The organism is Pseudomonas izuensis (assembly GCF_009861505.1).
Classification (GTDB): Bacteria; Pseudomonadota; Gammaproteobacteria; order Pseudomonadales; family Pseudomonadaceae; genus Aquipseudomonas; species Aquipseudomonas izuensis.
Genome location: NZ_WTFT01000003.1, coordinates 1 through 20,889, shown reverse-complemented (window position 1 = coordinate 20,889; position 20,889 = coordinate 1). Strand labels below are relative to the sequence as shown.

Below are 20,889 nucleotides of genomic sequence, written 5' to 3'. Positions count from 1 at the left end.
AAGGATGGCTGTTGAACAGGTCCTTCTGGCGGCTCGTGAAACAGAGCTAAAGAAACCCGTGCACAGGTCGATCTTCTTCCTGAGGAATTTTTTATTCAGGGAGTTCATATGTCGTTGACTGTCGGTTTTCCAAGTGCATTCGTGATCAATATCGGCGGGAAATCACCGGCGCCCGTCGAGGCATCGACGGAGGCGGAGGGGGGCGAGAAAAAGGCAGTCAGCCCCGGTGATGTTCGCGGTTCTGAATCCGAAAGCGGCGACAGCCAAAGCATCGCGGTGAAGACACTGCTCAAACGCATGCAGGAGCTGCAACAGCAACTGCGCGAACAGCAGCAGCAATTGGCGGCCACGCAAGCCGCGGCGTTTCCAACACCGGACGCCAAGTCGACGGCAGTGATGGCGATTCAGGGCCAGATTGCCGATACCTCGGCCGCCCTGTTGCAAGTGACCGCCGCCCTGGTAAAGGAATTGACCAAATCCGCGAGTACGGGAAGCGTGATCAGTACGACGGCATGATAAAAAACAATCGGTTTTTATCTACGCTTCGAGCCTGTAAAAGGCATTTCCGATCGTTGACAAATTTTGACAAGGTTCGCATAGTTCGATCAACGCAAACGTTTGCGCGGCCATGACGGTGGACAAAATCCATCAATAGCGCCACGTAGCTTACGTCGGCGCAAGCGTTGCTCACAATAATCATAAGATCGGAGTGAACCCATGAAGCTGCCATTCGCTGGACGTCTTCTTGCTGTCGCTATGCTGGCCGCCGCTGCCGCCGCGTTACCTGTCTCTTCGGCGTTTGCCGAAACGCCTGCCAAGCCTAAAGTCGCACTGGTCATGAAATCCCTGGCCAACGAATTCTTCCTGACCATGGAAGACGGCGCCAAGGCTTATCAGAAAGACCACTCCAGCGAATTCGAGCTGATCTCCAACGGTATCAAGGACGAAACGGACACCGCCAACCAGATCCGTATCGTCGAGCAAATGATTGTTTCCAAAGTCGATGCGCTGGTCATCGCGCCAGCTGATTCCAAGGCCATGGTGCCGGTGATCAAGAAAGCGGTCGATGCCGGTATTACCGTGATCAACATCGACAATCAGCTTGACCCAGCGGTGGTGAAAAGCAAAAACATCAGCGTTCCGTTCGTAGGTCCGGATAATCGCAAAGGGGCGCGACTGGTGGGTGAGTACCTGGCCAAGCAACTCAAGGCCGGTGACGAAGTCGGCATTATTGAAGGCGTATCCACCACCACCAACGCCCAGGCCCGCACCGCGGGTTTCAAGGATGCGATGGAGGCTGCGCAGATCAAGGTGGTGTCCGTGCAGTCCGGTGACTGGGAGATCAACAAGGGCAACCAGGTTGCCTCCGCCATGCTCAGCGAATACCCGCAAATCAAGGCCCTGCTGGCCGGTAACGACAGCATGGCGGTCGGTGCAGTGTCTGCCGTGCGCGCCGCCGGCAAAGCCGGCAAAGTGCAAGTAGTCGGCTACGACAATATTAATGCCATCAAGCCGATGCTCAAGGACGGTCGTGTGCTGGCCACTGCCGATCAGTTCGCGGCCAAACAAGCGATATTCGGTATCGAGACCGCGTTGAAAATGATCAAGGGCGAGAAAGTCGACAGCGCCAACGGTGTGATCGAGACACCGGTAGAGCTGGTTACAAAGTAATCCTCTGGCGATACAACAGTGCTCGTCCGCCCGGGCGGGCACATGGAGAGTTTTTATGTCCGTTCGCGCCCCGAACGCTGTCCTGTCGGTCAGCGGTATCGGCAAGACCTACGCCCAACCGGTCCTGACCGGCATCGACCTGACGCTCATGCGCGGTGAAGTGCTGGCGCTGACCGGTGAAAACGGCGCAGGCAAAAGCACTCTGTCGAAAATCATGGGTGGACTGGTCGCGCCGACCACTGGCCAGATGCAATTTCAGGGGCAGGATTATCGTCCTGGCAGCCGCACTCAGGCGGAAGACCTGGGCATCCGCATGGTCATGCAGGAACTCAATCTGTTGCCCACCCTGTCGGTGGCGGAAAACCTGTTTCTCGATAACCTGCCCAGCAACGGCGGCTGGATCAATCGCAAGCAATTGCGCAAGGCCGCGATCGAAGCCATGGCTCAGGTCGGACTCGACGCGATCGATCCGGACACACTTGTCGGCGAGCTCGGCATCGGCCATCAGCAAATGGTCGAAATCGCCCGCAACCTGATTGGCGATTGCCACGTGCTGATCCTCGACGAACCGACCGCGATGCTCACGGCCCGGGAAGTCGAGATGCTGTTCGAGCAGATCACGCGCCTGCAGGCGCGTGGTGTGTCGATCATCTATATCTCCCATCGCCTCGAAGAACTGGCCCGGGTCGCCCAGCGCATTGCAGTGCTGCGCGACGGCCATCTGGTGTGCGTCGAGCCGATGGCCAATTACAACAGCGAGCAACTGGTCAATTTGATGGTGGGCCGAGAGCTCGGCGAACACATCGACATGGGGCCGCGCAACATCGGGGCTCCGGCGTTGACAGTCAAGGGCCTGACCCGTGCCGACAAGGTTCGTGATGTGTCGTTCGAGGTACGCGCCGGCGAGATCTTCGGCATTTCCGGCCTGATCGGGGCAGGGCGCACCGAATTGCTGCGCCTGATCTTCGGCGCCGATACCGCGGACAGCGGTACGGTGGCGCTGGGCTCGCCGGCGCAGGTCGTCAGCATTCGTTCTCCCGCGGATGCGGTCGGTCACGGCATCGCCCTGATCACCGAGGACCGCAAGGGTGAAGGCCTGCTGTTGACGCAGTCGATCAGCGCCAACATCGCGCTGGGCAATATGCCCGGTATCTCCAGCGGCGGCTTCGTCAACAACGGCGACGAGACCTCCCTTGCCAAGCGTCAGATCGATGCCATGCACATTCGCAGTTCCGGTCCGGCGCAATTGGTGTCCGAACTGTCCGGTGGCAACCAGCAGAAAGTGGTCATCGGTCGTTGGCTGGAGCGCGATTGCTCGGTGCTGCTGTTCGACGAGCCGACCCGGGGCATCGACGTCGGTGCCAAGTTCGACATTTATGCACTGCTCGGCGAGTTGACCCGTCAGGGCAAGGCACTGGTGGTGGTGTCCAGCGACCTGCGTGAATTGATGCTGATCTGCGACCGGATCGGCGTGCTGTCGGCGGGCCGTCTGATCGACACGTTCGAGCGCGACAGCTGGACTCAGGATGATTTGCTTGCTGCTGCATTTGCCGGCTACCAAAAACGTGATGCGCTGCTCAACGAAGCAGCGCCTAGGGATCTTCCATGAAAACCGCATCTTTAGCCGGCAAACCCAGCGGCAATTTTTTTGGCCTCGGCACTTATCTGGGCCTGGCCGGTGCCTTGCTGGCGATGGTGGTGCTGTTCTCGATCCTCAGCAGCCATTTCCTGTCTTACGACACTTTCAGTACGTTGGCCAACCAGATTCCGGACCTGATGGTGCTGGCGGTCGGCATGACCTTCGTGTTGATCATCGGCGGCATCGATCTGTCGGTGGGGTCGGTGCTGGCGCTCGCTGCGTCGACAGTCAGCGTGGCGATTCTCGGCTGGGGCTGGAGTGTCCTGCCCGCGGCGTTGCTCGGCATGGTGGTGGCTGCGCTGGCCGGAACCCTCACCGGTTCGATCACTGTGGCGTGGCGCATACCGTCGTTTATCGTCTCCCTCGGCGTGCTGGAAATGGCCCGCGGCGTGGCGTACCAAATGACCGGTTCGCGCACGGCGTACATCGGCGATGCTTTCGCCTGGTTGTCCAACCCGATCGCCTTCGGCATTTCGCCGTCCTTTATCATTGCGTTGCTGATCATTTTCATCGCCCAGGCCGTGTTGACCCGTACCGTGTTCGGTCGCTACCTGATCGGCATCGGCACCAACGAAGAAGCGGTGCGACTGGCGGGGATCAATCCGAAACCCTACAAGATCCTGGTGTTCAGCCTGATGGGGTTGCTGGCGGGGATCGCGGCGTTGTTTCAGATTTCGCGCCTGGAAGCGGCGGACCCGAACGCCGGCTCCGGCCTGGAGCTGCAAGTGATCGCCGCGGTGGTGATCGGTGGCACCAGCTTGATGGGGGGGCGTGGCTCGGTAATCAGCACCTTCTTCGGCGTGTTGATCATTTCCGTATTGGCGGCCGGCCTGGCGCAGATCGGCGCAACCGAACCCACCAAGCGCATCATCACCGGCGCGGTGATTGTGGTCGCGGTGGTGCTCGATACTTACCGTAGTCAACGCGCAAGCCGGCGGACCTGAACCATGGCAACGATCAAGGATGTGGCAGCACTCGCGGGGATTTCCTACACAACGGTTTCCCACGTGGTGAACAAGACCCGGCCGGTCAGTGAAGAAGTTCGGATCAAGGTCGAAGCGGCGATCAAAACCCTGGACTATGTACCCAGCGCCGTGGCCCGGTCCCTCAAGGCCAAAACCACGGCGACCATCGGTTTGCTGGTGCCCAACAGTCTTAACCCGTACTTCGCCGAACTGGCCCGGGGCATCGAGGATTGCTGCGAGCGCAACGGTTATTGCGTAATCCTCTGCAACTCTGACGATAACCCGGATAAGCAACGCAATTACCTGCGGATGCTGCTGGAAAAACGCATCGACGGGCTGATCGTCGCATCGGCGGGTGGTGATTGCGGGTTGGCGCAGGGCTTGTCCGGCGTACGCACGCCGATGGTGATCGTCGACCGCGGGCTGGAAGGCGTCGATGCGGACCTGGTGCGCATCGATCACGAATACGGTGCTTACCTGGCGACCCGGCACTTGCTGGAGTTGGGGCATCGTGACATCGCCACCATCAGCGGTCCGGCAACCACCCGCGTGGCGCAGATGCGTCTGGCCGGTTTCCGCCGGGCACTGAAAGACGCAGGCATCGAAGTGCGCGGCGAGCGCATGCTGGAAAGTGACTTCACCAGCACCGGTGGCTACAACGCTGCCGCGATCCTGCTGGAGCGCAACCCGCCCACCGCCATCTTCGCCGCCAACGACATGATCGGCATCGGCGTGCTGCGAGCCGCTGCCGAGCGCAATGTGCGTGTACCGACGGAGCTGTCGGTAATCGGCTTCGACGATATCCAGATGAGTCGTTATGTCTATCCGGCGCTGACCACTGTAGGGCAGTCGATCCTCCAGCTTGGCGAGATGGCCGCCGAAGTGCTGCTGCGCCGGATCGCCGCGCCGGATCTGGCGACCGAGCAGCGGATCGTGACGCCAAGCATCGTTATGCGTGAATCGACCGCGCCATTGGCCGGTGTGTTTGCCGAATACCGCTAAAACTGATTAAACGAGTAGTGATGAATGCCAGCAAAAGTAGTGGTTATAGGCAGCCTGAACATGGATCTGGTGACCCGGGCCCCGAGGCTGCCGCAGGGTGGTGAAACGTTGATCGGCCATTCGTTTACCAAGGTCTGCGGCGGCAAGGGTGCGAATCAGGCCGTGGCCGCCGCGCGATTGGGGGCTCAGGTATCGATGGTCGGCTGCGTGGGTCGCGATGCCTATGGTGAAGAGCTTCGCGCGGCCCTGTTGGCCGAGCAGGTCGATTGTCAGGCGGTCAGCACGGTGGACGATTCCAGTGGTGTGGCGTTGATTGTGGTCGATGACAACAGCCAGAACGCGATCGTGATCGTCGCGGGTGCCAACGGCGCACTGACGCCGGCAGTGGTTGGCTGCTTCGATTCGGTTCTGCAGGCTGCCGATGTGATCATTTGTCAGCTGGAAGTGCCGGATGCCACGGTGGGCCACGCGCTCAAGCGCAGTCGGGAACTGGGCAAGATCGTGATCCTCAATCCGGCGCCGGCCAGTCGCCCGTTGCCAGCGACCTGGTATGAGAACATCGATTACCTGATTCCCAACGAGAGCGAAGCGTCGACGCTGAGCGGTTTGCCGGTGAACTCTCGGCAAACCGCGCAAGCCGCTGCAAGCCGCCTGATCGAGTTGGGCGCCGGCAAGGTGATCATTACCCTCGGTGCCCAGGGTTCGTTATTGGCCGATGGCCAACACGTCGAGCATTTCCCTGCGCCGACCGTGAAGGCAGTCGACACCACGGCGGCCGGCGATACGTTCGTCGGTGGTTTTGCCGCTGCGCTGGCGGGCGGTAAAGGTGAAGCCGAAGCGATCCGTTTCGGCCAGGTTGCCGCAGCGTTGTCGGTCACCCGAGCCGGCGCGCAACCCTCGATTCCCACTCTGTCCGAAGTGCAGGCGTTCAAGACACCATGAAAAAGACACCCTTGCTCAACGTTGCACTGTCGAGGCTGATCGCATCCCTGGGGCATGGCGACACCGTAGTGATCGGCGATGCGGGTCTGCCGGTACCGCCCGGTGTCGAGTTGATCGACCTGGCCTTGACCCAGGGTATTCCGGATTTCATCGGCACCCTGAAAGTTGTTCTCAGCGAGATGCAGGTTGAAAGCCATGTGCTGGCCCGGGAAATCCTCGAGAAAAGGCCATCGGCACTGGCTGCTCTGGATGAGCTGAGAGGCGAGGGTGCCCTCGGGCAGCGTGATCTGCTCAGTCATGAGCAATTGAAGGTCCTTAGCCGACAGGCCCGGGCGATTGTCCGGACCGGCGAATGCCAGCCGTACTGCAACATCGTTTTGGTCGCCGGGGTGACGTTCTGACAGGTTTTTATGCTCTACCCTGCACAAGGAGTGCGCCATGTATCGTTATGCCCGGAAACTGCCTCATCTGCTTCGGAGTCTGCTGCTTTTGTCCCTGATTACCGCTAACGGCGCCCACGCGGCGGAAAAAATCGACTTGATCATCGACACCGACCCCGGTGCCGACGATGTGATTGCCCTGCTGTTTGCGCTGGCATCGCCGCAGGAGTTGAGCATCCGCGCATTGACCACCGTCGCCGGCAACGTACGCCTGGACAAGACCTCGCGTAACGCAAGGCTGGCTCGTGAGTGGGCGGGGCGTGAGGACGTACCGGTTTATGCTGGAGCGAAGAAGCCGTTGATGCGCAAACCCATCTATGCCGAGGACATCCATGGCAAGGAAGGGCTATCGGGCATCACTGTCCATGAGCCGAAGAAAGGCCTGGCCGAGGGCAATGCGATCCAGTACCTGATCGACACCCTGCTGGCGGCCAAGTCCCATAGCATCACCATTGCCATACTCGGACCACAGACCAACCTGGCCCTGGCACTGATCCAGGAGCCGGAAATCGTCCGGGGCATCAAGGAAGTGGTGATCATGGGCGGTGCGCACTTCAACGGCGGCAACATTACGCCCGTGGCAGAGTTCAACCTGTTCGCCGATCCGCAGGCAGCCGAGGTGGTGCTCAAGAGTGGTGTGAAGCTGACTTACCTGCCGCTGGACGTGACCCACAAGATCCTCACCAGCGACACCCGTCTGCAGCAGATCGCGGCATTGAACAACAACGCGAGCAAACGGGTGGTCGACATTCTGAATGAATACATCAAGGCCGATATGGAGCACTACGGCATTCCGGGTGGCCCGGTGCATGACGCAACGGTTATCGCCTATCTACTCAAGCCGCAGCTATTCAGTGGTCGTGAGGTGAATGTCGTGATTGATAGTCGCGAAGGGCCCACGCTTGGCCAGACCATCGTCGATTGGTACGACGGTCTAAAGGCGCCGAAAAATGCCTTCTGGGTTGAAAGCGGCGATGCCCAGGGGTTCTTCGATTTGCTGACCGAGCGCCTTGCGCGCCTGAAGTAGCCCTCGGACTGCAGGTACTTGCCGGCGGGTTTTTACGCCTTGCCGGTATGGGGGGCACCCAAGTGATTGATTTCGTATTTTTCGAATATTTGCGCGATAAATTGCTGGGCTGCTTCGGTTCCCAGTCCTTTGACCAATAGATCGATACCAATGATTGCCAGCTCTTCCGGACTGCCCGGACTGTAGGAGCTGTGGCCTTGTGGCCACTTGACAGTGATGTTGGCGTCGATGCTTACGGTGGTCATGATGGCGCTCGTGCAGTCGGAAAAGTCGAAGCGTCGAGTTAACCATTTTGCGGCGCTTTTGGCACTCCGACTTAGGCATGAATAGAGGGCTATGCGACACTGGGCCCTTGATGACTTTTCAAGGACTGTGCTGTGCAGATCGATCTGAACACCCCTGACGGCTTGACCCTTGACGCTGTGCGTCAGTTGCTCGCATCAGCCAGTGACGATGAGCACACGCAATTGCGTGTGACCAAGGGCGGCATCGCCTATATTTCATCGGGGGTCGTAGGCGGCACCGATATCGACGGATTGCTGTTCCGACTGGAAACCTGGGCCAAGGGCTCCGGTTATGTCGGGCGCGTCGCAGCCAGCGACGAGGTCTGGGTGATGCAGATTTTCAATGCGCTGAAACAGAACTGGCCGAAACCGGCCTTTGATTACATCGATATCTATTGAGCGTTATTAATATTCAGTCACGATTGAAGGGTGAAGTGCAGGGTGATGCTCAGGCAAACTCGCCGTTTGTCCGTAGTCAAAGGGCAGATCGTCAGTTCTTCCCGCGAAACCAAACGCCGGAATGGCGGTCGCACGATCTCAGCTTAACTCTCGAAAAAAGGAGGCTTCATGCCTTGGAAGCTCGCGTCATTGGGTACTTTGTTGGCCGTTGCCATGCTGGCCGGCTGCAGCACTGCCACCACCGAGTCGGCAACTGACCCTGTAACGACGACTGACACAGGTCACAGCCGTTGCGAGGCCAAAGCGGCCGAATTCACCATTGGCAAACAGGCTTCACCTGAATTGCTGGAGCAGGCGCGCACACGGGCCGGGGCGCAGAATGCGCGGTTCCTCCTGCCTACCGACATGGTGACGATGGAGTACCGCTCAGACCGCCTGAACCTCAATACCGATGCCAATCGGGTCGTCACCCGCGTCAACTGCGGCTGATCGTTCAGGCTTTTGCATTGCCCACAAAAAACCCCGTCACATGGACGGGGTTTTTTTAGTGCGCCTGGAAATTACTCTGGGCGAACTTGAGCAGCTTGCATACCCTTTTGGCCTTTCTCAGCCACGAAGGAAACGGTTTGGCCTTCTTTCAGGCTTTTGAAACCGTCGCTTTCGATAGCTTTGAAGTGTACGAACAGGTCGTCACCGCCACCTTGAGGAGTGATGAAGCCGAAGCCTTTTTCATCGTTGAACCATTTAACGGTGCCGGTTTGGCGATTAGACATGGTGTATCTCCAAGAAACATATATTTTCAGTAGTACTGTGCTGCTCAGGCCAACTGGGCACACCGGGGTATCATAGTCGAAATGTTCGCTTTGGGAGCCCCCCGCGGGTGCTGTTTGCCCTACAGTCGCACATTCTTTGTTGCCTGATATGGCTGAAAGCCCCGGTTTTAAAGGCTTTCAGTCGAAAGTAAAGGTGATAAAAAAAGCTGTAAAACCTGCATAAATCGTAGGAAAAAGCGATTTTCAGATGCCATTCATCAGCTGAAAGCGCTTTTTTACCGCCTGGCCAGGCTTATTTTTTCGCCGGGTTGGTGGCCTTGCACTTGGAAATCTGGGTCAGGGCCTGTTGCTGCAGTTCCGCGCTGGCTTTGTTCTCCATCAGGGATTTCAGGTCGCTGGCCGGGTACGATTTGAGTGCATCGGCACCACAAGCGCAATGGGCTTTTGCCGCGGCTTCACCGATAGTTTGTGCGGCCGCAGGTACGCATTGCGCCATGTATTTCTCGCGTTCGCCCTTTGGCCAGTCAGCGTGGGCGGCTAAAGGCAACAGCAGGGCGATGGGTGCGACTACAGCGAACAAGCGATTCAGACGCATGCTGGGATACTCCTTGTGGGTCAATGTGTAGTTATCTGAGGGGTAGACCGGGCTTCAAGTTCAGCACTCTGGCATAAAAACGGTTGATTTACCCCGTTGGAAAAGCTGTATCCCGCGACGACCGTTCATCTGTGTTAGCATGCTTGGCTCGCGTGTTTACAGGCATCGGTAGACCTTCAGTCCCGGCCGCGGTGAGCGCGCGAATAACCCTGATTTGAATCCCAGTCACTCTGGTTCGGTTTTCCGGTTGGCCGCAAGGCTCCTGCCGCTGTAAGGCAGGCGTTCGTCATTGAATGGCCTGGACCGGATCTTGTACTGGCTCATCCCAACCCACGTGACCTTTGGTAGGGGTCACCACTAGGAGAGGAGGCGCCATGCCAACTATTACTCTTCCCGACGGCAGTCAACGTTCATTCGATCACCCGGTTTCCATCGCCGAGGTCGCCGCATCCATTGGTGCTGGCCTGGCCAAGGCCACCGTGGCCGGAAAGGTCAATGGCAAGCTGGCCGATGCCAGCGACATCATCGACAGCGACGCTTCGCTGCAAATCATCACGCCAAAGGATGAAGAGGGGCTGGAGATCATTCGCCACTCTTGCGCCCACCTGGTGGGTCACGCGGTCAAGCAGTTGTACCCGACCGCCAAAATGGTCATCGGTCCGGTCATCGACGAAGGTTTCTATTACGACATCGCCTTCGAGCGTCCTTTCACTCCGGACGACCTGGCCGCCATCGAACAGCGCATGCAGCAGCTGATCGAGAAAGATTATGACGTGATCAAGAAAGTCACTCCGCGCGCCGAAGTGATCGAAGTGTTCAAGGCCCGTGGCGAAGACTACAAGTTGCGCCTGGTCGAGGACATGCCGAACGAGCAGGCCATGGGCCTGTACTATCACGAAGAATACGTCGACATGTGCCGCGGTCCGCACGTGCCGAACACCCGCTTCCTGAAATCCTTCAAGCTGACCAAGTTGTCCGGCGCCTACTGGCGTGGCGATGCCAAAAACGAGCAATTGCAGCGCGTTTACGGCACTGCATGGGCCGACAAGAAGCAGCTGGCTGCCTACATCCAGCGCATCGAAGAAGCCGAGAAACGCGATCACCGCAAGATCGGCAAGCGCCTGGGCCTGTTCCACACCCAGGAAGAGTCGCCGGGCATGGTGTTCTGGCACCCGAACGGCTGGACCCTGTATCAGGTGCTCGAGCAGTACATGCGCAAGGTGCAGCGCGACAACGGCTACCTGGAAATCAAGACGCCTCAGGTCGTTGATCGCAGCCTGTGGGAGAAATCCGGGCACTGGGCCAACTACGCCGACAACATGTTTACCACCCAGTCGGAAAACCGCGACTACGCCATCAAGCCCATGAACTGCCCTTGCCACGTGCAGGTGTTCAATCAAGGCCTGAAGAGCTACCGCGAGTTGCCGATGCGTCTGGCCGAGTTCGGTGCCTGCCACCGTAACGAGCCATCGGGCGCATTGCACGGCATCATGCGTGTGCGTGCGTTCACTCAGGATGACGCCCACATCTTCTGCACCGAAGAGCAGATGCAGGCTGAATCCGCTGCGTTCATCAAGCTGACCATGGACGTCTACGCCGATTTCGGCTTTAAAGACGTCGAAATGAAGCTCTCCACTCGTCCGGAAAAACGCGTCGGTTCCGATGAGTTGTGGGATCGCGCAGAAGCGGCATTGGCTGCAGCCCTTGACAGTGCTGGTCTGCCGTACGATCTGCAGCCGGGTGAGGGCGCGTTCTATGGTCCGAAGATCGAGTTCTCGCTGAAAGATTGCCTCGGCCGTGTCTGGCAGTGTGGTACCCTGCAGCTCGATTTTAACCTGCCTGTCCGTCTGGGCGCCGAATACGTCTCCGAAGACAACAGCCGCAAGCATCCGGTGATGTTGCACCGGGCGATCCTGGGTTCCTTCGAGCGTTTCGTCGGAATTCTGATCGAGCACTACGAGGGTGCATTCCCTGCGTGGCTGGCGCCGACCCAGGCAGTGGTGATGAATATCACTGATAAACAGGCAGATTTTGTTGCCGAAGTGGAAAAAACTCTCAACGAAAGCGGGTTTCGTGCCAAGTCTGACTTGAGAAATGAAAAGATCGGCTTTAAAATCCGCGAGCATACCTTGCTCAAGGTTCCCTATCTCTTGGTTATTGGGGATAAGGAAGTCGAGATGCAGACTGTCGCTGTGCGTACTCGTGAAGGTGCTGACCTGGGCTCGATGCCCGTCGCCCAGTTCGCCGAGTTCCTCGCGCAAGCGGTTTCCCGGCGTGGTCGCCAAGATTCGGAGTAATTATTATTAAGCGTGAAATGAGACAAGATAAACGAGCTGCACCGAAAGCCCCGATCAACGAGAATATCTCGGCACGCGAGGTTCGGTTAATTGGCGCTGACGGCGAGCAGATTGGCATCGTCTCGATTGATGAAGCGCTTCGTATTGCTGAAGAAGCCAAGCTTGATCTGGTAGAAATCTCCGCTGACGCTGTCCCGCCTGTTTGCCGGGTGATGGACTACGGCAAATCGATCTTCGAAAAGAAGAAGCAGATTGCTGCGGCGAAGAAGAACCAGAAGCAGATTCAGGTAAAAGAAATCAAGTTTCGTCCAGGGACGGAGGAAGGGGATTACCAGGTAAAACTGCGCAACCTGGTACGTTTCCTGAGTGACGGGGACAGGGCCAAGGTATCCTTGCGATTCCGCGGCCGTGAGATGGCCCACCAGGAGCTGGGGATGGAACTCCTCAAGCGAGTTGAAGGTGACTTGCTCGAGTACGGTTCGGTCGAACAGCATCCTAAGATGGAAGGACGCCAGCTGATCATGGTCATCGCCCCGAAAAAGAAGAAGTAATCAACAGGGCACGGCAGGCCTTCTGATTATGTTTATCAACTGAATGCGGAGTATCCGAACATGCCAAAAATGAAGACCAAAAGTGGTGCTGCTAAGCGGTTTCTGAAAACTGCTAACGGTATCAAGCACAAGCACGCTTTCAAGAGCCACATCCTGACCAAAATGTCGACCAAGCGTAAGCGTCAACTGCGCGGTAGCAGCTTGCTGCATCCGTCTGACGTGGCAAAAGTCGAGCGCATGCTGCGCCTTCGTTAATTTTAGTCAAGAATAGAGGAAGTAACTCATGGCTCGTGTAAAGCGTGGCGTCATTGCCCGTAAGCGTCACAAAAAAATTCTGAAACTTGCTAAAGGCTACTACGGCGCACGCTCCCGCGTATTCCGTGTTGCCAAGCAAGCGGTAATCAAGGCAGGCCAATACGCCTACCGTGACCGTCGTCAGAAAAAACGTCAGTTCCGCGCTCTGTGGATCGCTCGTATCAACGCTGGTGCTCGTATCAACGGTCTGTCCTACAGCCGTTTCATCGCCGGCCTGAAAAAAGCGTCCATCGAGATCGACCGTAAGGTTCTGGCTGATCTGGCAGTGAACGAAAAAGCGGCGTTTGCTGCGATTGTCGAGAAAGCTAAAGCCACCTTGGCTTAAGTACCCCCGACAGTCACCCGGCCTCACCTCTGTGGGGTCAGGTGTTAAACGTCATAAATAGGGGAAGAGCCTTCAAGCTCTTCCCCTATTTTGTATCTGGAGTCTGTACATGGAAAACCTGGACGCGCTCGTCTCTCAAGCTCTAGAGGCTGTGCAAAGCGCTGAAGATATCAATGCCCTGGAGCAAATCCGGGTTCACTACCTTGGCAAAAAAGGTGAATTGACTCAGGTGATGAAGACCCTGGGGAATTTGCCGGCAGAAGAGCGTCCGCAAGTCGGCGCGCTGATCAACGTTGCCAAGGAGCGTGTCACAGAGGTTCTCAATGCGCGCAAGGCGTTGTTCGAGGAGGCTGATCTCGCGGCCAAGCTCGCCGCCGAATCCATTGACGTGACCCTGCCTGGCCGCGGCCAGACCTCAGGCGGTCTGCATCCGGTTACCCGGACTCTGGAACGTATCGAGCAGTTCTTCACCCGCATCGGCTACGGCATCGCCGAAGGCCCTGAGGTCGAAGACGACTACCACAACTTCGAGGCGCTCAACATCCCAGGCCATCACCCGGCCCGGTCGATGCATGACACCTTCTATTTCAATGCCAACATGTTGTTGCGCACCCATACCTCGCCGGTACAGGTCCGCACCATGGAATCGAAACAGCCGCCGATCCGCATCGTCTGCCCAGGCCGTGTGTATCGCAGCGACTCCGATATCACCCACTCGCCGATGTTCCACCAGGTCGAAGGCCTGCTGGTCGACCGCGACATCAACTTCGCCGACCTGAAGGGGACCATCGAAGAGTTCCTGCGCGTGTTCTTTGAAAAAGAACTGGCCGTGCGCTTCCGTCCTTCGTACTTCCCGTTCACCGAGCCATCCGCTGAAGTCGACATGGAATGCGTGATGTGCAGCGGTAAAGGCTGCCGTGTCTGCAAACAGACTGGCTGGCTGGAAGTCATGGGTTGCGGCATGGTTCACCCGAACGTGCTGCGCATGTCCGGGATCGACCCGGAAGAGTTTTCGGGCTTTGCCTTCGGCATGGGCGTTGAGCGTCTGGCCATGCTGCGTTACGGCGTGAACGACTTGCGTCTGTTCTTCGACAACGACTTGCGGTTCCTCGCGCAATTTCGCTAGTCGTAACGAATTCTTAGGAGAGCAGGATGAAATTCAGTGAACAATGGCTGCGTGGCTGGGTAAGCCCGCAGGTAAGTCGCGACGAGCTGGTTGCTCGTCTGTCGATGGCCGGTCTTGAGGTCGATAGCGTTACGCCGGCCGCCGGTGTTTTCAGTGGCGTGATCGTGGGTGAGGTGCTGAGCACCGAACAGCACCCTGACGCCGACAAGCTGCGTGTTTGCCAGGTCAGCAATGGCTCGGAGACGTTCCAGGTCGTTTGCGGTGCACCAAACGTGCGCCCGGGCCTGAAGATCCCGTTCGCCACCATCGGTGCCGAATTGCCGGGTGACTTCAAGATCAAGAAAGCCAAGCTGCGTGGCGTTGAGTCCAACGGCATGCTGTGCTCGCAGGCCGAGCTGCAGGTGGGTGAGGGCAACGATGGTCTGATGGAGCTGCCGGCGGATGCGCCGGTCGGTCAGGACATTCGTGAATACCTGAACCTGGACGATGCCAGCATCGAGGTCGACCTGACCCCGAACCGCGGCGACTGTCTGTCCCTGGCGGGCCTGGCCCGTGAAGTTGGCGCACTGTACGCCGCTCCAGTGACCCGTCCGGTGGTTGCTTGCTTTCCAGCCGTGCACGATGAAGTGCGTCCGGTTGAAGTGCTGGCACCCGCTGCCTGCCCGCGTTACCTGGGGCGTGTGATCCGTAACGTCGACCTGTCCCGGCCAACGCCGCTGTGGATGGTCGAGCGTCTGCGTCGTGCCGACGTGCGCAGCATCGACGCGGCTGTCGACATCACCAACTACGTGATGCTGGAGCTGGGTCAACCGCTACACGCCTTCGATCTCGCCGAAATCAATGGCGGTATCCGGGTGCGCATGGCCGAAGAAGGCGAGAAGCTGGTATTGCTCGACGGTCAGGAAGTCAGCTTGCGTAGCGATACGCTGGTGATTGCCGACCATACACGTGCATTGGCCATCGCTGGCGTCATGGGGGGCGAGCACAGCGGCGTCAACACCGCGACCACGCGTGACATCTTCCTCGAAAGCGCGTTTTTCGATCAGATCGCCGTCGCTGGCAAGGCCCGCTCCTATGGCCTGCACACCGACGCTTCGCACCGCTACGAGCGTGGCGTGGACTGGCAACTGGCCCGTGAAGCCATGGAGCGCGCCACTGGCCTGCTGCTGGAAATCACTGGCGGTGAAGCCGGCCCGATCATCGAGACCGTCAGCGAACAGCATTTGCCGTCGATTGCGCCGATCACCCTGCGTGCCCAGCGCATCACCCAGATGTTAGGCATGGAGATGGACTCGGCTGAAGTTGAGCGTCTACTCAGTGCTTTGGGTCTGAAGATTGCTGCCGATGGAGCAGGGCAATGGCGCGTAGAAGTGCCAAGCCATCGCTTCGATATCAGCCTGGAAGTCGACCTGATCGAAGAACTGGCCCGTCTGTACGGTTACAACCGTCTGCCGGTTCGCTACCCGCAAGCGCGTCTGGCGCCCCAAGCCAAGGCTGAAGCACGTAGCGATCTGCCGGAACTGCGCCGTCTGCTGGTGGCTCGTGGTTATCAGGAAGCAATCACCTACAGCTTCATCGATCCGAAACAATTTGAGCTGTTTAATCCGGGTGTTGAACCACTGCTGCTGGCCAACCCGATTTCCAACGACATGGCTGCCATGCGCTCGTCGCTGTGGCCTGGCCTGGTCAAAGCACTTCAGCACAACCTGAACCGTCAGCAGGATCGTGTTCGTTTGTTCGAAAGCGGTTTGCGTTTCGTCGGTCAGCTCGAAGGCTTGAAGCAAGAGCCGATGCTGGCGGGTGTGGTTTGCGGTAGCCGTCTACCGGAAGGCTGGGCGCAAGGTCGCGATGTCGTTGACTTCTTCGACGTCAAGGCTGACGTGGAAGCAGTGCTGGGCTTCGCCGGTGCACTGGATGCATTCACTTTCGTGCCGGGCAAGCACCCAGCGTTGCACCCGGGTCAAACCGCGCGCATCGAACGTGAGGGCCGACTGGTCGGTTTCGTCGGCGCCATCCACCCGGAACTGTCGAAAACCCTGGGTCTGGATCGCCCGGTATTCGTTTTCGAGCTGGTTCTGGCGGAAGTGGCGTTGGGCAAAATGCCAAAATTCCACGAGTTATCGCGCTTTCCTGAAGTGCGTCGTGATCTTGCCCTGATTGCGCACAAAGACGTCGCAGCCGCGGCAGTACTGGACGTAATCCGTGAAAATGCAGGCGAATGGCTGACAGACCTCAGGCTATTTGACGTGTATCAGGGTAAAGGCATTGATCCTGATAGAAAAAGCCTCGCAGTCGGCTTGACCTGGCAGCATCCATCGCGCACTCTTAATGACGATGAGGTGAATTCCACGACGCAAAACATCCTCACCTCGCTCGAACAAAGGTTGAACGCCACGTTAAGGAAGTGACGTATGGGGGCTTTGACGAAAGCTGAGATGGCGGAACGTCTGTACGAAGAGCTGGGCCTGAACAAGCGGGAAGCCAAGGAATTGGTTGAACTGTTTTTCGAGGAAATCAGGCACGCTCTTGAAGACAACGAGCAGGTCAAATTGTCCGGTTTCGGCAATTTCGACCTTCGGGACAAACGCCAGCGGCCTGGCCGCAACCCGAAAACGGGTGAAGAAATCCCGATCACGGCTCGCCGTGTGGTCACCTTTCGTCCAGGGCAGAAGTTGAAGGCCCGAGTTGAGGCTTATGCTGGAACCAAGTCATAACGACGAGCTTCCCGTCATCCCAGGCAAACGCTACTTCACCATTGGTGAAGTCAGCGAGCTGTGTGCGGTTAAACCGCACGTGCTGCGTTATTGGGAGCAGGAGTTTCCTCAACTCAACCCCGTCAAACGCCGCGGAAACCGTCGGTATTATCAGCGCCAGGACGTGCTGATGATCCGGCAGATCCGCGCGCTCCTTTACGATCAAGGGTTCACCATCGGCGGCGCACGACTGCGCTTGTCGGGTGATGAAGCCAAAGACGACACCACGCAATACAAGCAAATGATTCGCCAGATGATCGCTGAGCTCGAAGATGTTCTGGTGGTCCTCAAGAAATAAATTCTGCTTTTAAATACTTCCAGTTTTCAAAAGCTTGCGATATATTCTTGAGCGTTCCTCGAGAAGAGGAACAGGTTACACGCCTAGTCGGGGCGTAGCGCAGTCCGGTAGCGCACTAGCATGGGGTGCTAGGGGTCGAGTGTTCGAATCACTCCGTCCCGACCATTTATTTTTCAAGAAATCCAGTCACTTAGCTGTGACTGGATTTTTTTATGGCTCATCGTTTTTTCGCGGCGCTGATTTTTGCCCCACTTTTTGCCCCACTGAGGATTTAGATCATCCACTGGTCGGGTGGGAAGGGAATTAACGTAGAATGGTCCTTAGCGGGGTGTTCAAGAGCATCGGGTTGCGAGGCGTGCACGATTGCAACGTTAATAAGGCGTTTTCCTCTTCGGGTAAGAAACTCCACGTATCCGCCACATATCTCCAAGTAGAACCCATAAGGGACTGGCTCAACCGTTGCTGATAGTTAGTGGTGCCCCATTTGGCCATAAACTTTTGTTGGCAACTCCACGTGGAAGGGTGTCAATTGCATCAACACGTCTCACCTCATGGCCAAATTGCAGAAGACAGCACGGGGTCGATTACTTCAATTCGCAACCTGCAGCTTTTCACATGGCTGTTTGCGAAAGGCTGCTTTTGGCTGATTGTGGGCTCTTGCGAAGGGCGGCAGTCGACCGATTCTGTTGAAAAAGTCGACCATGGTTTCCGCAGCAGAAAAGTATGCGTCCGAGATTGAAATCTTTACTTTCGGCAGAGGCTTCCGGACTCAGATTTCACGTAGCAGTGTGCAAAAAAGGCGTTTTAACCAGTCAATGACCAGGCTGTTTGGGCGAACCGACTTTTTCAACAGAATCGACCCTTTATAGATAGTCCGTCCCACCTTCATCGATACTGGTAACGGTTGGCAGGTAGCTGTCAGCGAGGGTGGAACATGCACCTGTAGACTACGAATAAAACGACCCAAACGCATGACGTTTGCAGCTTTAGTTCCGAGTCTACAGGTGCGCTTGCGCTCGATAACGAATACTCAGGGTTCGCCGTCGCACCGGCTCACTATATTGCCTTCGCTGAACGCAAGCATGCATGTCCCTAGCAGCTATTTTATCGCTTGCGGAGGTTCACGTGACAGCGTCCTTGAGTCAGCACTTCACAGCCTATGTCGGCATTGATTGGGCAGATACCAAACATGATATTTGCCTACAGGCTGGGGATGACAATCATCGTCAGTTCGACTGTATTCCGCACCAGGTTGATCGCATTGATGAGTGGGCCAAGGCATTGCACCTGCGCTTCGGTGGCCCTATCGCTGTAGCTCTGGAGTTGGCCAAAGGGCCTATTGTGTCGGCTCTGCTGAAGTATGACTTTTTCGTGCTGTTCCCGATCAATCCCTCGACGCTTGCCAAATATCGCGTGGCGTTCAAGCCGAGTCGCGCCAAGGATGATCCCACCGATGCGGAGTTAGCACTCGATCTACTGCTTCGCCATCCTGAACGGTTCACCGCGCTCAGGCCGCAGAGTGTGGCCATGCGTTCGCTGCTTAGCCTGATCGAACAGCGCCGGGATCTGGTCAACGACAAGACGCGTTTTACCAACCGTTTATGCAACACCCTCAAGCAATATTACCCGCAGGCACTGGAATGGTTCGAGCAGCGAGACACTCTGTTGTTTTGCGATTTCCTCACTCGCTGGCCGACACTCCTGTCAGCCAAACGGGCGCGTAAAACCACGCTTGAGGCGTTCTTTTATGCCCACAACGGGCGTCGCGCCACATTGATCGAGGCGCGTTTGGCGTCGATTCGTGCGGCATCTGCGCTCACAGAAGATGCCGGCATTATCGAGCCTTGCCGCTTACACGCCCTCGCGTTGGTGGAGCAACTACGCACCGTCCTCACGGTGATCGATCGCTTCGATAAGGAAGTCGAGCGGGTCGCTTCTGCACTACCGGATTACGCATTGTTTCGTGGCTTGCCGGGCGCAGGCCCGCATCTAGCGCCACGTTTACTCGCAGCCTTCGGAGAGCAACGTGAGCGTTTCCATGGCGCGGACGAGTTGCAAAAATACTCAGGCATTGCCCCGGTGACGGAACGGAGCGGTAAGAAGAGCTGGGTGCATTGGCGCTGGCAATGTCCAACATTTCTTCGTCAGACCTTTGTGGAATGGGCGGGGCAGACCATCAATAAATCCTTTTGGGCTGGAGCTTTCTACCGGCAGCAACGCGCCAAAGGGAGCACCTATCAAGCTGCTGTACGCGCACTCGCGTTTAAGTGGATTCGGATTCTATATCGGTGCTGGCAGACCAGGACGCTCTACGATGAAACGACCTATTTGAATGCCTTGAGGAAGCGCGGTTCACCGCTCCTGAAGAACCTCGATTTAGGTTGACTGACTTCCTCAGGGCGTGAAGCTGCCGGTCAACAGCGGCAAAGAACGACCAATTGCAGCCTCTCAGGCTGAGCGATGGTCGGCCAAAAGCGGCCAATCACCAAGGTTTGCTTTAGGCCAATTCGCGATAGGCAGGTTCGGATTGAGCGATGGCCCCGGTCGCATAAATTTGAAATGCACGGTATTGCCCGACAGAAATATACTTCGCAGACGCCCAGGTGAGTGGTGAGTGGTGATCTGGTGATCATGAGTTGGGAGCCCGCTGCCTAAGGCGGACTGTTTTAGGAAGTCAGATTTTTCTATACAGTGCCCATATCCATCTCTGGGCTCAAGGTTCCAAGCCAAGCGACAAGGCACACTATGATTATTGCCACTGTGAGCTCCAGGGCCATACTGCGCCGCAAAGCATTAATGGCACCAGTGTACTCTCCGCTCTGGATTGATCGCGCTAAAAGTGGGCTCAAGTGAAACCGGTTCATCGTGGCTAATACGAGCATCGCTGCGAATAGTAAAATTTTCAAACAAAGCAGCGCGCCATATGTGCTAAACATCACACCCTCAAGTGTTGGGCCAACAATAAACAGATAATTCACTATGCCGGTGATAACGAGGCTCACTACGATCAATGCACCCGCTGTCTCAAAGCCGGTAAGCACTCGAGAGAGAGTTCGCACCTCTTGTTCGCCATTCAGTATTTTCGTACGCAGCAATAAAGCGAATGCCGCCAGGGCGCCGAGCCAGCCTCCTGCGGCCAACAGGTGGAAGATGTCGCTGGCGAAATGTATGTAACGCTTATCGCCTTCGTCCATAGCACCATGCCCAGTCCACGCGAGGGTGGCTAAGGCTACGGCACCGCACAAGGTAACTATCCACAAACTGAGGGTCGGAAAGCGTTTGTTTAGCGTCAAGCCGATACCCGCTAAGACAAGGGCTGCTATGCGGACCATCCACATGAGCCCGACATCGGTCCCCATCAGCACCATTTCGAAAATATGGCGCTGAAGTTCCATAAGTTCGGAAACACCACTCATTGCCTTGGCAAGTAACAACATGGCTGCGAGAGACAGAAGTACGCCAATAACGACGGTGCCGAAAACTAGCG

23 protein-coding genes and 1 tRNA gene are annotated in these 20,889 nt (G+C 57.2%); 20 read left to right on the top strand and 4 right to left on the bottom strand.

Going from position 1 to position 20,889, the window contains the following annotated elements:
* Window positions 1-108: 108 nt before the first annotated feature.
* The 8 genes from GPL81_RS01880 to GPL81_RS01845 all read left to right on the top strand — a co-directional run bounded on the left by GPL81_RS01880 (window position 109) and on the right by GPL81_RS01845 (window position 7,686).
* Window positions 109-516: a hypothetical protein gene (locus tag GPL81_RS01880; protein WP_160104980.1), complete on the top strand. Its 408-nt coding sequence runs from the start codon at window positions 109-111 to the stop codon at window positions 514-516.
* A gap of 201 nt (window positions 517-717) precedes the next feature.
* Window positions 718-1,671 carry a sugar ABC transporter substrate-binding protein gene (locus GPL81_RS01875; RefSeq protein WP_096512533.1) on the top strand — a complete coding sequence of 318 codons (954 nt, stop codon included), beginning with the start codon at window positions 718-720 and terminating at the stop codon, window positions 1,669-1,671.
* Window positions 1,672-1,726: 55 nt separating this feature from the next.
* Window positions 1,727-3,280 (top strand): sugar ABC transporter ATP-binding protein, encoded by a 1,554-nt coding sequence (locus GPL81_RS01870; protein WP_160104979.1) that lies wholly within the window; start codon window positions 1,727-1,729, stop codon window positions 3,278-3,280.
* Entirely contained in the window at window positions 3,277-4,254 is a 978-nt protein-coding gene (locus GPL81_RS01865; RefSeq protein WP_160104978.1) for an ABC transporter permease, read from the top strand. Before GPL81_RS01870 ends, GPL81_RS01865 begins: the two co-directional genes overlap by 4 nt.
* 3 nt (window positions 4,255-4,257) lie before the next feature.
* Window positions 4,258-5,277 carry a LacI family DNA-binding transcriptional regulator gene (locus GPL81_RS01860; RefSeq protein ID WP_160104977.1) on the top strand — a complete coding sequence of 340 codons (1,020 nt, stop codon included), beginning with the start codon at window positions 4,258-4,260 and terminating at the stop codon, window positions 5,275-5,277.
* 24 nt (window positions 5,278-5,301) lie between these two features.
* On the top strand, window positions 5,302-6,219 hold the full coding sequence (gene rbsK / locus GPL81_RS01855) for a ribokinase (protein ID WP_160104976.1): 918 nt from the start codon (window positions 5,302-5,304) through the stop codon (window positions 6,217-6,219).
* Complete coding sequence (gene rbsD, locus GPL81_RS01850) at window positions 6,216-6,620, top strand: D-ribose pyranase (RefSeq protein WP_160104975.1); 405 nt, start codon at window positions 6,216-6,218, stop codon at window positions 6,618-6,620. The genes rbsK and rbsD overlap by 4 nt, the downstream gene beginning before the upstream one ends.
* Window positions 6,621-6,657: 37 nt before the next feature.
* On the top strand, window positions 6,658-7,686 hold the full coding sequence (locus GPL81_RS01845) for a nucleoside hydrolase (protein WP_160104974.1): 1,029 nt from the start codon (window positions 6,658-6,660) through the stop codon (window positions 7,684-7,686).
* Window positions 7,687-7,718: 32 nt separating this feature from the next.
* On the opposite strand, the gene GPL81_RS01840 is transcribed toward GPL81_RS01845, so the two are convergent.
* Window positions 7,719-7,931 carry a hypothetical protein gene (locus GPL81_RS01840; protein WP_096512526.1) on the bottom strand — a complete coding sequence of 71 codons (213 nt, stop codon included), beginning with the start codon at window positions 7,929-7,931 and terminating at the stop codon, window positions 7,719-7,721.
* 132 nt (window positions 7,932-8,063) lie between these two features.
* Between GPL81_RS01840 and GPL81_RS01835 the strand changes: the two genes are divergently transcribed.
* Together GPL81_RS01835 and GPL81_RS01830 are read left to right on the top strand one after the other, a co-directional pair.
* Window positions 8,064-8,369, top strand: coding sequence for a hypothetical protein (locus tag GPL81_RS01835; protein WP_160104973.1), 306 nt, complete (start codon window positions 8,064-8,066; stop codon window positions 8,367-8,369).
* Window positions 8,370-8,537: 168 nt separating this feature from the next.
* Window positions 8,538-8,858: an I78 family peptidase inhibitor gene (locus tag GPL81_RS01830; protein WP_160104972.1), complete on the top strand. Its 321-nt coding sequence runs from the start codon at window positions 8,538-8,540 to the stop codon at window positions 8,856-8,858.
* Window positions 8,859-8,929: 71 nt separating this feature from the next.
* On the opposite strand, the gene GPL81_RS01825 is transcribed toward GPL81_RS01830, so the two are convergent.
* Together GPL81_RS01825 and GPL81_RS01820 are read right to left on the bottom strand one after the other, a co-directional pair.
* On the bottom strand, window positions 8,930-9,142 hold the full coding sequence (locus tag GPL81_RS01825; protein WP_003179963.1) for a cold-shock protein: 213 nt from the start codon (window positions 9,140-9,142) through the stop codon (window positions 8,930-8,932).
* A 292-nt stretch (window positions 9,143-9,434) separates the two neighbouring features.
* Window positions 9,435-9,737, bottom strand: a complete 303-nt coding sequence (locus GPL81_RS01820; RefSeq protein WP_096512523.1) for a hypothetical protein — start codon at window positions 9,735-9,737, stop codon at window positions 9,435-9,437.
* A 374-nt stretch (window positions 9,738-10,111) separates the two neighbouring features.
* Between GPL81_RS01820 and thrS the strand changes: the two genes are divergently transcribed.
* The 10 genes from thrS to GPL81_RS01770 all read left to right on the top strand — a co-directional run bounded on the left by thrS (window position 10,112) and on the right by GPL81_RS01770 (window position 19,787).
* A complete protein-coding gene (thrS, locus tag GPL81_RS01815) occupies window positions 10,112-12,034 on the top strand; it encodes a threonine--tRNA ligase (RefSeq protein WP_121102842.1) in 1,923 nt (640 codons plus the stop codon).
* Window positions 12,034-12,585 carry a translation initiation factor IF-3 gene (gene infC, locus GPL81_RS01810; RefSeq protein WP_169843736.1) on the top strand — a complete coding sequence of 184 codons (552 nt, stop codon included), beginning with the start codon at window positions 12,034-12,036 and terminating at the stop codon, window positions 12,583-12,585. Before thrS ends, infC begins: the two co-directional genes overlap by 1 nt.
* 60 nt (window positions 12,586-12,645) lie before the next feature.
* A complete protein-coding gene (rpmI, locus tag GPL81_RS01805; protein WP_002553160.1) occupies window positions 12,646-12,840 on the top strand; it encodes a 50S ribosomal protein L35 in 195 nt (64 codons plus the stop codon).
* A 28-nt stretch (window positions 12,841-12,868) separates the two neighbouring features.
* Complete coding sequence (gene rplT, locus GPL81_RS01800; protein WP_007905879.1) at window positions 12,869-13,225, top strand: 50S ribosomal protein L20; 357 nt, start codon at window positions 12,869-12,871, stop codon at window positions 13,223-13,225.
* A gap of 109 nt (window positions 13,226-13,334) precedes the next feature.
* Window positions 13,335-14,351: a phenylalanine--tRNA ligase subunit alpha gene (pheS, locus tag GPL81_RS01795; RefSeq protein WP_110967418.1), complete on the top strand. Its 1,017-nt coding sequence runs from the start codon at window positions 13,335-13,337 to the stop codon at window positions 14,349-14,351.
* A gap of 26 nt (window positions 14,352-14,377) precedes the next feature.
* Complete coding sequence (pheT, locus tag GPL81_RS01790) at window positions 14,378-16,759, top strand: phenylalanine--tRNA ligase subunit beta (RefSeq protein WP_160104971.1); 2,382 nt, start codon at window positions 14,378-14,380, stop codon at window positions 16,757-16,759.
* Between the two features lie 3 nt (window positions 16,760-16,762).
* A complete protein-coding gene (ihfA, locus tag GPL81_RS01785; RefSeq protein ID WP_002553164.1) occupies window positions 16,763-17,065 on the top strand; it encodes an integration host factor subunit alpha in 303 nt (100 codons plus the stop codon).
* Window positions 17,046-17,402 (top strand): MerR family transcriptional regulator, encoded by a 357-nt coding sequence (locus GPL81_RS01780; RefSeq protein WP_003179985.1) that lies wholly within the window; start codon window positions 17,046-17,048, stop codon window positions 17,400-17,402. Before ihfA ends, GPL81_RS01780 begins: the two co-directional genes overlap by 20 nt.
* An 88-nt stretch (window positions 17,403-17,490) precedes the next feature.
* A tRNA-Pro gene (locus GPL81_RS01775) sits at window positions 17,491-17,567 on the top strand.
* 960 nt (window positions 17,568-18,527) lie between these two features.
* The gene (locus GPL81_RS01770) at window positions 18,528-19,787 is read left to right on the top strand and encodes an IS110 family RNA-guided transposase (RefSeq protein ID WP_246218870.1); all 1,260 of its coding nucleotides are present in this window, start codon (window positions 18,528-18,530) and stop codon (window positions 19,785-19,787) included.
* Between the two features lie 299 nt (window positions 19,788-20,086).
* On the opposite strand, the gene copD is transcribed toward GPL81_RS01770, so the two are convergent.
* On the bottom strand, window positions 20,087-20,889 hold an 803-nt coding region (gene copD, locus GPL81_RS01765; RefSeq protein ID WP_160104970.1), incomplete at its 5' end, for a copper homeostasis membrane protein CopD.

What these genes read in the sequence shown, in the direction of transcription:
- GPL81_RS01880 (WP_160104980.1), top strand. Translation starts at nt 109, where the DNA reads ATGTCGTTGACTGTCGGTTTTCCAAGTGCATTCGTGATCAATATCGGC.
- GPL81_RS01875 (WP_096512533.1), top strand. Translation starts at nt 718, where the DNA reads ATGAAGCTGCCATTCGCTGGACGTCTTCTTGCTGTCGCTATGCTGGCC.
- GPL81_RS01870 (WP_160104979.1), top strand. Translation starts at nt 1,727, where the DNA reads ATGTCCGTTCGCGCCCCGAACGCTGTCCTGTCGGTCAGCGGTATCGGC.
- GPL81_RS01865 (WP_160104978.1), top strand. Translation starts at nt 3,277, where the DNA reads ATGAAAACCGCATCTTTAGCCGGCAAACCCAGCGGCAATTTTTTTGGC.
- GPL81_RS01860 (WP_160104977.1), top strand. Translation starts at nt 4,258, where the DNA reads ATGGCAACGATCAAGGATGTGGCAGCACTCGCGGGGATTTCCTACACA.
- rbsK (WP_160104976.1), top strand. Translation starts at nt 5,302, where the DNA reads ATGCCAGCAAAAGTAGTGGTTATAGGCAGCCTGAACATGGATCTGGTG.
- rbsD (WP_160104975.1), top strand. Translation starts at nt 6,216, where the DNA reads ATGAAAAAGACACCCTTGCTCAACGTTGCACTGTCGAGGCTGATCGCA.
- GPL81_RS01845 (WP_160104974.1), top strand. Translation starts at nt 6,658, where the DNA reads ATGTATCGTTATGCCCGGAAACTGCCTCATCTGCTTCGGAGTCTGCTG.
- GPL81_RS01840 (WP_096512526.1), bottom strand. Translation starts at nt 7,931, where the DNA reads ATGACCACCGTAAGCATCGACGCCAACATCACTGTCAAGTGGCCACAA.
- GPL81_RS01830 (WP_160104972.1), top strand. Translation starts at nt 8,538, where the DNA reads ATGCCTTGGAAGCTCGCGTCATTGGGTACTTTGTTGGCCGTTGCCATG.
- GPL81_RS01825 (WP_003179963.1), bottom strand. Translation starts at nt 9,142, where the DNA reads ATGTCTAATCGCCAAACCGGCACCGTTAAATGGTTCAACGATGAAAAA.
- GPL81_RS01820 (WP_096512523.1), bottom strand. Translation starts at nt 9,737, where the DNA reads ATGCGTCTGAATCGCTTGTTCGCTGTAGTCGCACCCATCGCCCTGCTG.
- thrS (WP_121102842.1), top strand. Translation starts at nt 10,112, where the DNA reads ATGCCAACTATTACTCTTCCCGACGGCAGTCAACGTTCATTCGATCAC.
- rpmI (WP_002553160.1), top strand. Translation starts at nt 12,646, where the DNA reads ATGCCAAAAATGAAGACCAAAAGTGGTGCTGCTAAGCGGTTTCTGAAA.
- rplT (WP_007905879.1), top strand. Translation starts at nt 12,869, where the DNA reads ATGGCTCGTGTAAAGCGTGGCGTCATTGCCCGTAAGCGTCACAAAAAA.
- pheS (WP_110967418.1), top strand. Translation starts at nt 13,335, where the DNA reads ATGGAAAACCTGGACGCGCTCGTCTCTCAAGCTCTAGAGGCTGTGCAA.
- pheT (WP_160104971.1), top strand. Translation starts at nt 14,378, where the DNA reads ATGAAATTCAGTGAACAATGGCTGCGTGGCTGGGTAAGCCCGCAGGTA.
- ihfA (WP_002553164.1), top strand. Translation starts at nt 16,763, where the DNA reads ATGGGGGCTTTGACGAAAGCTGAGATGGCGGAACGTCTGTACGAAGAG.
- GPL81_RS01780 (WP_003179985.1), top strand. Translation starts at nt 17,046, where the DNA reads ATGCTGGAACCAAGTCATAACGACGAGCTTCCCGTCATCCCAGGCAAA.